13 protein-coding genes are annotated in these 13,320 nt (G+C 71.4%); 10 read left to right on the top strand and 3 right to left on the bottom strand.

From position 1 onward, the window contains the following. Positions 1–247: 247 nt before the first annotated feature. From ABH928_RS18740 to ABH928_RS18715, 6 genes are all read left to right on the top strand, one after another. The gene (locus tag ABH928_RS18740; RefSeq protein ID WP_370067958.1) at positions 248–988 is read left to right on the top strand and encodes an HAD-IIA family hydrolase; all 741 of its coding nucleotides are present in this window, start codon (positions 248–250) and stop codon (positions 986–988) included. A 124-nt stretch (positions 989–1,112) separates the two neighbouring features. Beyond that, the gene (locus tag ABH928_RS18735; protein ID WP_370067785.1) at positions 1,113–1,739 is read left to right on the top strand and encodes a hypothetical protein; all 627 of its coding nucleotides are present in this window, start codon (positions 1,113–1,115) and stop codon (positions 1,737–1,739) included. Then, positions 1,732–2,529, top strand: coding sequence for a class F sortase (locus ABH928_RS18730; RefSeq protein ID WP_370067783.1), 798 nt, complete (start codon positions 1,732–1,734; stop codon positions 2,527–2,529). The genes ABH928_RS18735 and ABH928_RS18730 overlap by 8 nt, the downstream gene beginning before the upstream one ends. Positions 2,530–2,576: 47 nt before the next feature. Beyond that, a complete protein-coding gene (locus tag ABH928_RS18725) occupies positions 2,577–3,332 on the top strand; it encodes a TetR/AcrR family transcriptional regulator (RefSeq protein ID WP_370067781.1) in 756 nt (251 codons plus the stop codon). 18 nt (positions 3,333–3,350) lie between these two features. Further along, positions 3,351–4,055, top strand: coding sequence for a uracil-DNA glycosylase (gene ung / locus ABH928_RS18720; protein ID WP_370067779.1), 705 nt, complete (start codon positions 3,351–3,353; stop codon positions 4,053–4,055). 133 nt (positions 4,056–4,188) lie between these two features. Beyond that, positions 4,189–5,127 carry an alpha/beta hydrolase gene (locus ABH928_RS18715; protein ID WP_370067777.1) on the top strand — a complete coding sequence of 313 codons (939 nt, stop codon included), beginning with the start codon at positions 4,189–4,191 and terminating at the stop codon, positions 5,125–5,127. Positions 5,128–5,301: 174 nt separating this feature from the next. Here ABH928_RS18715 and ABH928_RS18710 read toward each other — a convergent pair whose 3' ends face one another. Then, a complete protein-coding gene (locus ABH928_RS18710) occupies positions 5,302–5,934 on the bottom strand; it encodes a DedA family protein (RefSeq protein ID WP_370067956.1) in 633 nt (210 codons plus the stop codon). Positions 5,935–6,256: 322 nt separating this feature from the next. Between ABH928_RS18710 and ABH928_RS18705 the strand changes: the two genes are divergently transcribed. Further along, positions 6,257–7,657 (top strand): hypothetical protein, encoded by a 1,401-nt coding sequence (locus tag ABH928_RS18705; RefSeq protein ID WP_370067775.1) that lies wholly within the window; start codon positions 6,257–6,259, stop codon positions 7,655–7,657. Positions 7,658–7,717: 60 nt separating this feature from the next. On the opposite strand, the gene ABH928_RS18700 is transcribed toward ABH928_RS18705, so the two are convergent. Continuing rightward, positions 7,718–8,353 (bottom strand): thiol:disulfide interchange protein DsbA/DsbL, encoded by a 636-nt coding sequence (locus ABH928_RS18700; RefSeq protein ID WP_370067773.1) that lies wholly within the window; start codon positions 8,351–8,353, stop codon positions 7,718–7,720. Between the two features lie 432 nt (positions 8,354–8,785). On the opposite strand from ABH928_RS18700, the gene ABH928_RS18695 reads away from it, so the two are divergent. Then, positions 8,786–10,516 carry an ABC-F family ATP-binding cassette domain-containing protein gene (locus ABH928_RS18695; RefSeq protein WP_370067771.1) on the top strand — a complete coding sequence of 577 codons (1,731 nt, stop codon included), beginning with the start codon at positions 8,786–8,788 and terminating at the stop codon, positions 10,514–10,516. Here the strand turns inward: ABH928_RS18695 and ABH928_RS18690 are convergent. Next, a complete protein-coding gene (locus ABH928_RS18690; protein ID WP_370067769.1) occupies positions 10,479–11,150 on the bottom strand; it encodes a hypothetical protein in 672 nt (223 codons plus the stop codon). The two genes, ABH928_RS18695 and ABH928_RS18690, sit on opposite strands and share 38 nt — an antisense overlap. A 254-nt stretch (positions 11,151–11,404) precedes the next feature. Between ABH928_RS18690 and ABH928_RS18685 the strand changes: the two genes are divergently transcribed. Beyond that, a complete protein-coding gene (locus ABH928_RS18685; protein ID WP_370067767.1) occupies positions 11,405–12,988 on the top strand; it encodes an acyl-CoA carboxylase subunit beta in 1,584 nt (527 codons plus the stop codon). Positions 12,989–13,059: 71 nt separating this feature from the next. Beyond that, positions 13,060–13,281: an acyl-CoA carboxylase epsilon subunit gene (locus tag ABH928_RS18680; RefSeq protein WP_370067765.1), complete on the top strand. Its 222-nt coding sequence runs from the start codon at positions 13,060–13,062 to the stop codon at positions 13,279–13,281. Positions 13,282–13,320: the final 39 nt, after the last annotated feature.

The raw sequence follows: 13,320 nt of genomic DNA, 5'->3' as shown, positions 1-13,320 counted from the left end.
CGGTTCGCCGCGCGTTCGCTGCGTCGCGCTGTTTCCCTCGTCCGCGCACCGTCCTGCCTGCTGGGACGGCGCGCGGACGCGCTGTTGCGCGGATTGGTGCGGCACTAGGCTGGGTGGTGGTCAGGGCAGACAACGATTCACCGGATCACAGATCACCCAGAGTGGAGAGACCGTCGTGGCTCAGAGCAACTCCGCCGCCGAGGCGAACCCCGTCGAGCGCAAGCCGATCGAGTCGTGGCTGACCGACATGGACGGCGTTCTGGTCCACGAAGGAACGATCATCCCCGGCGCGGACGACTTCATCCGCCGACTGCGGGAGTCCGGCAAGCCGTTCCTGGTGCTGACCAACAACTCCATCTACACCCCGCGCGACCTGCACGCCCGCCTGGCAGGCATGGGCCTGGACGTCCCGGAGGAGTGCATCTGGACCTCCGCCCTGGCCACCGCGAAGTTCCTGGCGGGCCAGCGCCCCGGCGGCACCGCGTACGTCATCGGCGAGGCGGGCCTCACCACCGCGCTGCACCAGGTCGGCTACGTGCTCACCGACTCCAACCCGGACTACGTCGTCCTCGGCGAGACTCGCACCTACAGCTTCGAGGCGCTGACCAAGGCCATCCGCCTGATCAACGCGGGCGCGCGCTTCATCTGCACCAACCCGGACGAGACCGGCCCCTCGACCGAGGGCGTCCTCCCGGCGACCGGCTCCGTCGCGGCGCTGATCACCAAGGCGACGGGCGTCGAGCCGTACTTTGTGGGCAAGCCCAACCCGCTGATGATGCGTGAGGCGCTGAACGCGGTGAACGCGCACTCCGAGACGACGGCGATGATCGGCGACCGGATGGACACCGACATCAAGTCGGGTATGGAGGCGGGGCTGAAGACCTTCCTGGTCCTGAGCGGGCTGACCTCGCTGGACGAGGTGGAGCGGTTCCCGTACCGCCCGTCGCGGGTGGTGAAGTCGGTTTCGGAGCTGATCGATCTGATCTGATGAGCTGGTCGATCTCATCCGGTCCGAGGGACCCGAACGGGTGTCGGGATGTTTGAACAGTCGGGCGATCGTCATATTTCTAACGGTCAGTCAGTGAATTTCTGACGGGCCGAAAGGAACCCCGATGGCAGCCACCCTGCGGACCGCGTTCGCATGTGTCGCGCTGCTGTTGCTGGGCGCGGCTCAGGCTGCGGCTGACGCCGCGCCTGGTGGCGGGACGACGCTGGTCACCGTCGGCGACAGTACGCCGGGCGGTGGGCCGCGGATCGCGCCTCCCGTCGTGCTGGCGCCGCTCACCGTCGACCCCGCCGACACCCGGCCCGGTGCCACCGTGGACCTGCGGACCTTCGCCGACTGCGGCGGGGTCACCACAGGTCAGGTCAGCTCCGAGGCCTTCGCCGCGCCCGTCGGGCTCGCACTCGCCGCCGACGGCGGGCTCTACGCGCAGGCCAGGATCGCGGGCGACGCCGCGCCAGGTACGCACCTTGTGCGCGAGGTCTGCTCCGGACGGCCGGTCGCCGCCGGTCAGGTGACGGTAGTTCAGCTCAGCGCGTCCGCGCCTGCTCCCGCGGCCGGTCGTGGCTGGCGGCAGATGCCGGCGGCGTCCTCGGCCTCCGCCGACGTCGCCGCGTCCGCATCGGGGTCCGGCGCGGGGGCGGTCAGGGACGGCGCGGTCGGGATCCTGCTGGTTTCGGGGGCCGTGTACAGCGTCGTCGTGCTCCGACGAAGGGTGACGAGCGCGGATGTCTGAACGCAGCAAGGTCCGTTCGAAGCGGACCGCCAAGGCCGGCCGCCCCGCGGGTGCCGAGTCCCGTCCGTCCCGTCGACCCCGTCCGCCCTGGCGGCCTTTGCGGCGGCCGCTCGGTGGGGTGTCCGTCGGGTTGTTGGCCGTCGCGTTGGCGGGGGCGGCGCTCGGCGTGGGGGAGCACGTGAGGAGCCAGGTGGCCCGGCAGGGCGCGGCGGTCGTCGCTGCTGTGCAGGGGCGCCAGTCGGCGTCGGACGCGGTCCGGCCAGGGGGCGCGTCCGTGCATGTCGCGCGCCCGGCACATGCCTCCTCGCTACGGCCCGCCGTTGCCATGCTGCCGCGCTCGACGCCGCTGACCATCGCCGTCCCCTCGGTCCGGCTCAGCGCGCCGCTGCTCGGGCTGGGGACGGACGGCAAGGGCGCGGCCGAGCTGCCGCCCTTCTCGCTGCCGCACACGGCGGGCTGGCTGCGCGACTCGGCGGCGCCGGGGGAGCGGGGCATGGCGGTGATCGTCGGCCATGTCGACACCAGCACCGGCCCGGCCGTCTTCTGGAACCTGTCGGCCGTGCGGCCGGGTGCGGAGGTGGACGTCAACCGCGTCGACGGCCGGACGGCCGTCTTCACCGTGGACCAGGTCCGGTCCTCCCCCAAGCCCGCCTGCCCGGCCGCCCAGGTCTACGGCCCGGGCCCCGGCGCGCAGTTGCGCGTGATCACCTGCGGGGGTGGTTTCGACCGGGTGCGGCATGAGTACACCGGCAATGTGGTGCTCTTCGCCCATCTCAGCGGATCCCGCTGACACTGGGTGCGTACAATGTACGCACCCAGTGTGTGGAGGAGGCCGCCTTGGCGGAAGCCCGTACCCCCGTGTGGGCCCGGCCGCGTAGCGCCGGGCGGGGGCCCCAGCCGTCCCTGAGCGTGGAGAGCATCGTCGACGCGGCGGTCGCGCTCGCCGACGCCGAGGGGGTGGAGGCGGTGTCGATGCGCAGAATCGCCTCGGAGCTGAGCGTGGGCACCATGTCGCTCTACCGCTACGTCGAGACGAAGGACGACCTGCTCGATCTCATGATCGACCAGGTCGTGGGGGAGTGGCGGGCCGAGCCGGAGTCCGCCCCGGCCGGTGACTGGCGCGCCCAACTGCGCGCGATCGCCTTCGGCTACCGGGCCATGGTGCTGCGTCATCCGTGGGTGTTCGCGATCACCGCGAGCCGTCCGCCGCTCGGCCCCAACATGATGGGCAACACCGAGCGGATGCTGGGCGCGATGGACGGCCTCGGGCTGGACATCGACGCGATGGCGGGCTTCGGCTGGACGGTCATGGCCTTCGTGCGCGGCTTCGTGATGAGCGAGATCGCCGAGGCCGAGACGATCCGCCGGACCGGGCAGACCGAGGACGACTACCGCCGCTCCGTCGGCCCCTACCTGGGCCGGGTCCTGGCCGAGGGGAACCACCCGCTGCTTGCCCGGTTCGTCCACGACGCGGACGACGACCGCGACGTCGAGGAGGGGTTCGCGTTCGGGCTGGACGTCGTCCTGGACGGCCTGGCAGCGGAGTTGGGCCGGTTGTCGGTGGCGGGCGATAGCGTGTCCGGGACGAATTAGCCAGTCCTGGAGGCCCGCATGTCCCACCCCGCCGTCACCCCCGCCGAAGCCGGCGAGTTCGTGCTGCCCGAGTCGTGGCGGGCGGCGCTGCAAGACGAGGTCGAGCAGCCGTACTTCCAGGAGCTGACGCGGTTCGTCGCGGCCGAGCGCGCCGCCGGCCAGGTCTTCCCGCCGCGCGGCGAGGTCTTCGCGGCGCTGGAGTCGACCCCGCTCGACCAGGTGAAGGTCCTGCTCCTCGGCCAGGACCCGTACCACGACGACAACCAGGCGCACGGCATGTGCTTCTCGGTCCGACGCGGCGTCAAGGTCCCGCCGTCGCTGCGGAACATCTACAAGGAGCTGGCCAGCGACATCGACGTCACCGCGCCCGCCCACGGCAACCTCCAGGAGTGGGCCGACCAGGGTGTGTTGCTGCTCAACGCGGTGCTGACGGTCCGTGCCCACGAGGCCGGCTCGCACGCGGGCAGGGGCTGGGAGAAGTTCACCGACGCCGTCATCAAGGCGGTCAACGCCCGCCAGGAGCCGGTGGTCTTCGTCCTCTGGGGCGGTTACGCCAAGAAGAAGCTCCCGCTGATCGACACCACCCGCCACGTGGTCGTCCAGAGCGGCCACCCCTCGCCGCTCTCCGCGCGCTACTTCCTGGGCAGCAAGCCCTTCTCGCAGATCGACAAGGCCCTGGCCGACTTCGGCCAGGCCCCGATCACGTGGCAGCTCAGCGAGTAGCCGCTGACTCGGTTGTCCGCTGACGCAGGTAGTTGCAACCCCAGGGGCGCGGGGCTCTGATCGTGGTCTGCGCCTTGCCGGGCGGCGTTGCCGGGCCGCCCGCCCGGCTCAGGTCGAGGAGGAGGTCGAAGGCATGACGGTTCCTGGGTGCGGCGAGCTCGACGGGTTCGAGGAGCTCGACGGGTGCGGCGAGTTCGACGGGTTCGAAGAGGTCATCCTCCCGGTCGAGGGCGGCGAGTTGACGGTGCTGCGCTGGCCCGCGAGCGTCCCCGACGCGCCGGTGGTCGTGGCCCTGCACGGCATCACCGCCAACGGCCTGGCCTGGGGCGCGGTGGCTCGCGCGCTGGCCGGGCGGGCCACCCTGCTCGCCCCGGACCTGCGCGGCCGTGCGGCGAGCGCGGGTGTCAGCGGCCCGTGGGGCATCGGCGCGCATGCGGCGGATGTCGCCGCGGTCGTCGAGTCCCTCGCGGGCGGCGGCCCGGTGGTCCTGACGGGGCACTCCATGGGCGCGTTCGTCGCGGCGCTGGCCGCTGCGCGGTACCCGAGGCTGTTCCGCAGCGTCCTGCTGGTCGACGGCGGCGTCGGCTTCCCGCCTCCGGCGGGGCTGGCGGGCGACGAACTGCTCACCGCGGTCCTGGGGCCCGCGATGGAGCGGCTCTCCATGACCTTCGAGAGCAGGGACGCGTACCGGGCCTTCTGGCAACCGCATCCTGCGCTGCGCGCGGCGTGGTCACCGGAGATCGACGCGTACCTCCAACGCGATCTGGTCGGCGAGGCGCCGACGTTCCGCTCTTCCTGCATCCTGGACGCGATACGCACCGACGGTGTGGGGCTCTTCGACCCCGAGATCCTCGCCTCGGTTCACACCCTCACCCCACCGACGCGTCTGCTCCTGGCGGAACGCGGCCTCTTCGACGAGCCCCAGGCCCTGCTGGACGCTGAGCGCTTGGCTGCCGCGGGCTTGGACACCGACCGCGTGCCGGTCGAGGTCGTGCCGGACACCAACCACTACACGCTCCTGACCGAGGCCGGCCCTGCGGGGCGGATAGCGGAGCTTTTGACAATGACGTGAGTTGCACCACCTCAGGGGCGGGGGGCTCTGCTCATGTGCGGCTCCGCCGCGTGGGCGCGACAAGCCACCCACGCACGTGACACACCGAACGAGCAGGGCCATCCGCACAGGGTGGTTGTTCGCGCAGTTCCCCGCGCCCCTGAGGTGGTGCAACTACCCTGCCTGCAGAAGGAACTACGCCGCCTCTGCGAGCGCCGCGTCTTCCTCCGCCGCGGCCGCGACTCCGGCGGCGCGCGCCCGGGCGCGGTGGCGGGTGACGTGGCGGGCGACGAACGCGCTGACCGTGGTGGTCGCCAGGAAGGAGACGGCGACGCTCAGCCAGGCCGTGCGGAACGCGTCCTCGTTCAGCCAGCCCATCGCGATGATGTAGGTCGCCCAGACCACCGCCGAGACGGCGGACCACTGCACGAACCGGGCCGGAGGCCGCTCCGCCGTGCCGGCCGCCAGGTCCAGCACGCTGCGACCGCCGGGCACGAAGCGGGCGACGACGACGGTGCGTCCGGGCTTCTGCTCCAGCGCCTCCAGCACGGACGCCGCAGCGTCCGCCGTGCCCGCGCGGCGCGCGATCCAGCGACGCGCGCGTCCCGCGCCACGGCGGGCGACGTTCAGCAGCACCAGGTCGGCCGCGAAGGACGCGGCCGCGACACCGCAGCCGACGAACGGCAGCGGGAGATGGTTCTCGTTGGACTCCAGGGCCGCCGCGACGACGATGGTGGCGCTCGGCACGAAGGGAACGAAGGCGTCCGAGAAGACGGCGAGCAACGCGACGATCAGGAACCACCAGGACGCGAAGAAGCTCAGCACCATGCTCACGCTGCCAGCTCCCTTGTCCTGCTCTGTCGTGTTTCCGCCTGCTGATCCGCCGGTGGCCCGGATGCCCCAGGATGCCCGAGCAACACAGACCGCTGACCAACGCTAGCGGCTCACATGATCACACCGGAAACCGACTCTTGGTAACCCTGCTCACTCCGTTCTTACCTGGGTAAACGCTGTGAACACGAAGAGTGGAACCGGCGACACGGAAAGATATCGCGTATAGACCCTCTGCTGTCGCATCGTGACAACGAGTTCACCAAATGGCTGACTGGATGTCAGATGAGGCCGGGCTCGCCTGTCTACCGTCGTCACCGTGACCGCCACTCTCTCGTCGGCCTCTCTCCCCGCCCGCGCGGGCATACGCGGTGGTCTGGTGCGCCGAAGCCTCGCCGGACCCGTGGCCCGGCTGCGGACCCAGGCCGGTGTCGCGCTGCTGCTCACCGCGGCCCTGCTGGTCGCCGCACTGCTCGGCCTCGCCGACACCGCCGCGCGGACGCGGCAGCTCACCGACGTCTCCGAGCCGCGCGCGGTCGCGGCCGGGCAGTTGTACCGGGCGCTGTCCGATCTCGACGCGCAGCGGGCCAAGTCGCTGGTCGTCGGCTACTCCGCGGTGCCGCCCGCGCCGGGGGCCACGCCGGAGCTGGTCGACGACGGCGTGCTGGCCGCGTTGACCGCCCAGACCGACCAGACCGACGCGTCGCAGCAACTGGCCGCGCTGGCCGTCTCCGCCGGGGCCGACAAGGTCCAGCCGCTGCTCGACCAGCTCTCCCTCTACGACGCGTGGACCGGCACCGAGGAGTACGCGGTCGGCACCCAGGCCGACCCTGTGGTGGGCCAGCCGTCGCCCGTCGCGCTCGACACCTACGCCCAGGCCGACGCACTGCTGCAGAGCAGCCTGTTGCCGCAGGTCCGCTCCGTGATGGCCACCGCGGACGCGCAGGTCGACTCCGACCGGGACGCCGCCCACACCGCGGCCCTCGTCTCCGTCTGGCTGCTGGTCGCGCTCGGCGTGCTCGCGCTGTTGGCCCTGCTCTGGTGGCAGCGGGACCTGGCCCGCCGCTACCGGCGCGTCCTGAACGTGCCGCTGCTGGTCGCGACCGCCTGCGTACTGGCCCTCGTGCTCGGCTCGGCCTCGGCGCTGCTGGGCGCGGCGAGTGAGGTCGACGCAGCGGTGAACCAGGGCTACACGCCCTACGCGCGTCTTGCCCAGGCCTCGGTGGTCGCCGTGGACGCGGAGGCGCGGGAGAGCCGCTGGGTCGTCGACCCCGGATACCGCGGCGCGCTGGCCGCCCAGTTCCAGGCGGACGCCGGGCAGGTCCGGACACTGCTGGCAGCCGACGGCAGCGGTGACGGCGGCGGTGGCGACAGCACCGACAGCACCGACGGCAGCGCCGCCGCGTCCGTCGTCCGGCAGCGGTTCTCGGCCTACCTGGCCACCGACGCCGGCCTGCGCGCCGTCGCCGACGGCGGGGACGTCAACCAGGCGGCCATCCAGCTCACCGGTGTGGGCCGCAGCGACGTGGGCTTCGCCTACTACGACTTCTCGGTCCACCTGGACGACCTGGCCGCGACCCATGCCGCAGCCTTCACCTCCCACGCCGTGGCCGCCGACAGCGACCTGAGCGGCTGGGCCGCCACGTCCGCGGTGCTGCTCGGCCTGGCGCTGCTGCTGGTGCTGACGGGCGTCAGACCCCGGCTGCGCGAATACGCCTGACCGCGGGCGCGCTGTTCAGTGCTCGGCCGTTCGGTACTCCGCGCTTCGGTACTCCGCGCGTCAGTGCCTGGCGTGCTGGTAGAGCCAGTCGACAACCGGGACCACCCCGTCCACGCCCTCCGGAACGATGAACGGCGAGGTCCGGTACGTCCCGCCGACGATCACGCTGGGCATCTCGTCGGTCTGGTACCGGTCGCGCAGCGCGGGGGCGGCCTGGGTCTCGTCCCAGACCTGCGGCGACTCGTAGGCCTGCTTGACCGCGTTGGGGTCCAGCCCCTGGCTCTCGGCCCAGTCCAGCACGGCGGGCTCCTGGGTCAGGTCCATCTGCTCGTCGCGGACGGCCTGGAAGACCTGCAGCGCCTCCTGGTCGGCGACGCCCAGCTTGGCCAGCGTGTAGTAGAGCCGGGCGTAGGCCATCATCACCGGCTTGTCCGGCCACGCGGCCGGGATGCGCTTGATCACCACCGGCGGGTTCTGCTGCGCGGCCCACTCGTCCAGCGGCTGCTCCAACTGGTAGGAGTGCGAGCAGTTGTACCAGAAGACCTCGACGACCTCCCGGGGCGACGTGTTCACCGGGTGGGCGAGGTGGACGAAGTCGGCACCCTCACGCGGTGCGTCGGGCGTGGCGGGGGCGCCGGCACCCAGCAGAGCGGTGCAGGCGGCGGCGACGAGGGCGAAGCGGAGAAGGACGCGCATGCTGGCACGATGACAAGTCCCGTCGACTCCAAGTGGGCTGACACGGCGACAGAAGCTGCGCATTCGCTCGAACGGGGACGCCCGCTTGGGCGAAGGACAAGGACGCGCGACGGCGTTCCGCACCGGTGACGGAAAATCCTTTGCGCCGCCCGCATGCCCGCCGTACCGTGGAACACGACCTTGTTGCCGCCCCGAAGGAGTAGGCCGTTGCTTTGCTGAGCTCGGAGACCACGCACCCGACCTCAGCCAGACGTGCCTTCTCGCCCGGGCGGCTTTTGCATGCCCGCGCGCAGCAGCTGCGCCATTCCTCCGCGCACCGCGCTCTGAGCACACCCCTGTGCCGCGCAAGCGCCTTTCCCTGAGCCCCCGTCGGGTCGCCTAAGTCTCCCTCCGTGCCGCTGGATCCACCACCACGACACCGGGAGTCGCCCCATGCATCGCACCGACAACCTGCCCCTGCCCGCCGTCGTCTGCACCGGCCTCGACTACAGCTGGCCCGACGGCGTACCGGTCCTCACCGGCCTCGACTTCGTCGTCGGCACCGGCTGTACCGGGCTGATCGGCCGCAACGGCAGCGGTAAGTCCACCCTGCTCCGGCTGATCGCCGGGGAACTCACGCCGGAGGCCGGACGCATCCGGATCGACGGCACCCTCGGCTACCTGCCGCAGCACCTCCCGCTCGCCGCCGACCTGCCGGTGGACGTCGCGCTCGGCATCGCCGCCAAGCGCGCCGCCCTCCACGCGATCGAACGCGGCGAGGCCACCGACGAGAACTACGCCGCCATCGGCGACGACTGGGACGTCGAGGAGCGCGCCCTGGCCGAGCTGGACCGGCTCGGCCTCGGCCACCTCGGCCTGGACCGGCGGATCGGCGAGCTCTCCGGAGGCGAGGGTGTCCTGCTCGGCCTGGCCGGGCAACTGCTGCGGCGGCCGGACGTGCTGCTGCTCGACGAGCCGACCAACAACCTGGACGCCGGTGCCAGGGAGAGGCTCTGTCGCTCCGTCACCGAGTTCCGCGGCACGCTGGTCCTGGTCAGCCACGACCGGACGCTGCTGGACCTGGTCGACCGGGTCGCCGAACTGCGGGACCACGAGGTCTCCTGGTTCGGCGGCAACTACTCCGAGTACGAGCAGGCGTTGACGGTGGCCCAGGAGGCGGCCGAACGCGACGTCCGCGTCGCCGAGGCGGACCTGCGCCGCCAGCGCCGCGAACTGGCGGACACCCAGGTGAAACTGGCCCGCCGCAAGCGCTACGGCCAGAAGATGTTCGAGATCAAGCGCGAGCCGAGGGCGGTCATGCGGGTCCGCAAGCGCACCGCGCAGGAGTCGGCGGGTCGGCTCCGCACCGAGCACGAGGAGAAGGTGAGCGCAGCCCGCGAACGCCTGTCCGCGGCCGAGCTCGCGGTGCGGGACGACGACGAGATCCGCGTCGACCTGCCGGCGACCGAGGTCCCGGCGGGCCGGACCGTGCTGGCGCTCATGGACGTCCTGCTCGCCCACGGCGCGGCCCCCGCGGGGGTTGTCGAGGGCGACGGCGTGCTCGACCGCGTGCTCGACCCCGCGCTCGACCGCGCGCTCGACGGCGTGCGGATCGGCCTGGAACTGCGCGGCCCCGAGCGGGTCGCGCTGGTCGGTCCGAACGGGAGCGGCAAGACCACGCTGCTGCGCACCGTCGTCGGCGAGCTCGCGCCGCTGGCGGGCGAGGTCCACCGGCCGGTGCCGGTGCGCTATCTGCCGCAGCGCCTCGACCTGTTGGACGAGGAGCTGAGCGTGGTCGCCAACGCGGCCCGGTTCGCGCCGCAGGCGACCGAGAACGACCTGCGCGCCCGGCTGGCCCGGTTCCTCTTCCGCGGAGCGCGGGCGGACCAGCCGGTCGGCACGCTCTCCGGCGGCGAGCGGTTCCGGGCGACCCTGGCCGCGCTGATGCTGGCCGAGCCCGCCCCGCAGGTGCTGCTGCTGGACGAGCCGACCAACAACCTGGACCTGGCCGGGGTCCGTCAGCTCACCACGGCCCTGGCGGGCTACCGCGGTGCGCTGGTCGTGGTCAGCCACGACCAGCGCTTCCTCGACGAGATCGGTATCGACCGCGAGGTGCGGATGGCCCGAACTGACGTAAGTCAGCCGGTCAGCCCGTCGGCGCCGTCGAGGTCGCCGGAGGCTTGATCGCGGCGGTGAAGAAGTCGAAGTAGATCGCGGCGGAGATGAAGAGGCCGATGACGCCGAGGACGACACCGGCCCACGCCACCGCGCGCACCCAACTCGGCAGCTCCTTGGAGGAGAGGAACCGCCCGCCGAACACGGTGAAGCCGCCGACCAGCACGGCCACCAGCGCGAACGCGCCGTTCCACGCGGCCAGCAGGTGCCACGGGTCGGTGTAGCCGGCCTTGATCTGGTCGGCGGCGGCCTTGCTCGAGGAAGCGATGTTGCCGATCAGCTGCTGGCGCTGCTGCAGCAGCGTGCCCAGCCAGGTCCCGCTGATCGACACCAGCCCGAGCGCGGCGGCGACGACCGCGCTCGCTCCGCCGAGGACGCCCGTGGAGATGCTCTCCTGGGTGAGCGCCTCCAGCTCCTCGTCGGTGAGCTCGTCCATGTCCTTCTGCTCGGGGCTGAGCACCTCGTTGGGCCGGGGTGACCAGCTCTTCTTCTCGGTGACCGCCATGGATACGACTGGGGTCGCGGTCGCTGTGGGGAGTTCGGCGGCAGCCTCGGCGGCCGAGACGCCGCCGATGCCGGAGATGCCGCTGGGGCCGCTAGGGCCGCTGGGGGTGCTGGGCGTAGTGGGGCCGGTAGTCGTCATGCGCGGCACCCTAGGACTTCTTTGTGAGGAACGGATGAATTCTTGACCCCTTCATGGGATCAGCTGTCCCACCGATCCTCGCTGCTACGCAGGTGGCCGCTGTGCACTCCTGTACATCCTCACCAGGAACCGGGCCCAGGTCTTGTACAGAGTCGCACCCCTTGTTGACTGGGTCGTCCTCGTAGGGTCGTAGAGGTGAGCTGGTTCGCCTCTTCAGCGGCGGACCGTTCCGCACACACCTTGGAGAGTTCTTCATGACCGTCCTGCGTGAAGCCCCTGTCGCCGTGAGCGATGCGAAGGGTCGCGTCGCCGAGTTGCACGCGATTCGTGAGCAGGTGCTGGCGGGTCCGAGTGAGGCGGCGACCGAGGCGCAGCACGCGAAGGGGAAGCTGACCGCGCGTGAGCGGATCGAGCTGCTGCTGGACGAGGGCTCGTTCAACGAGGTGGAGTCGCTGCGGCGGCACCGGGCGTCCGGTTTCGGGCTGGAGAACAAGAAGCCCTACACCGACGGTGTGATCACCGGGTGGGGCACGGTCCACGGCCGCACGGTCTTCGTGTACGCGCACGACTTCCGGATCTTCGGCGGCGCTTTGGGCGAGGCGCATGCGCAGAAGATCCACAAGATCATGGACATGGCCATCTCGGCGGGCGCGCCGCTGGTCTCGCTCAACGACGGTGCGGGGGCGCGTATCCAGGAGGGCGTCACCGCGCTCGCCGGCTACGGCGGCATCTTCCAGCGCAACACGCGCGCGTCGGGTGTGATCCCGCAGATCTCCGTGATGCTCGGCCCGTGCGCGGGTGGTGCGGCGTACTCGCCGGCGCTGACCGACTTCGTCTTCATGGTCCGTGAGACCTCGCAGATGTTCATCACCGGTCCGGATGTGGTCAAGGCCGTCACCGGCGAGCAGATCTCGCAGAACGGGCTCGGTGGCGCGGACGTGCACGCCGAGATCTCCGGTGTCGCGCACTTCGCCTACGACGACGAGCGTGCGTGCCTGGAGGAGGTCCGGTTCCTGCTGTCGCTGTTGCCGCAGAACAACCGGGAGACCCCGCCGGTCGAGATGACCGAGGACCCGGCCGACCGCCGCTGCGAGTCGCTGCTGGACCTGGTCCCGGCGGACGGCAACCGTCCGTACGACATGCGCAAGGTGATCGAGGAGCTCGCCGACGAGGGCCAGTTCATGGAGGTCCACGAGCGCTGGGCCACGAACGTGATCTGCGCGCTGACCCGGATGGACGGCCAGGTCGTCGGCATCGTCGCCAACCAGCCGCAGTCCCTGGCCGGTGTGCTGGACATCCACGCCAGCGAGAAGGCGGCGCGGTTCGTGCAGCTGTGCGACGCGTTCAACATCCCGATCGTGACGCTGCTGGACGTGCCGGGCTTCCTGCCCGGTGTGGACCAGGAGCACGGCGGGATCATCCGCCACGGCGCGAAGCTGCTGTACGCGTACTGCAACGCGACGGTGCCGCGGATCTCGCTGATCCTGCGGAAGGCGTACGGCGGCGCCTACATCGTCATGGACTCGCGGAGCGTCGGGGCGGACCTGGCCTTCGCGTGGCCGACCAACGAGATCGCGGTGATGGGCGCGGAGGGTGCGGCCAACGTGATCTTCCGTCGCGACATCGCGGCCGCCGATGACCCCGAGTCCAAGCGCGTCGAGATGGTGCAGCACTACAAGGACGAGCTGATGCACCCCTACTACGCGGCCGAGCGCGGCCTGGTCGACGACGTCATCGACCCCGCCGCCACCCGTGAGGTGCTCATCCGCTCCCTGCAGATGCTCCGCACCAAGCACGCCGACCTGCCTGCCCGCAAGCACGGCAACCCCCCGCAGTAGGCCCCCACAGTCCACAGCCGGCCTCGCCGTCGAGACCAGCCAACCCCGCTGATCCTTTCAGGAAGGCACCGATGACCTCCGCAACCGCACCGATGGTCCAGATCGTCAAGGGCGAACTGGCGGACGACGAGCTGGCCGCGCTGACCGCCGTGCTGATGGCCCGCGCCGCTGCCGCGGCCAACGCCGAGAGCGAGGCGCAGCCGCGCTTCGCCCACGGCAGCCGCCACCCGCAGGCCCGCTGGCGCCGCCTCGAGCGCGTCACCAGCTACCGCAACCCCGTCAGCTGGCGCTGAGCGCAGGACGCACACACCGGCATGTCGACGCCGGACGCC

Origin of the sequence: Streptacidiphilus sp. MAP5-3, assembly GCF_041262505.1 — a bacterium.
In the GTDB taxonomy this organism is placed as follows: domain Bacteria; phylum Actinomycetota; class Actinomycetes; order Streptomycetales; family Streptomycetaceae; genus Streptacidiphilus.
Note: the sequence above shows the minus strand (reverse complement) of the source record. Positions and strands in the feature narration are given on the sequence as shown.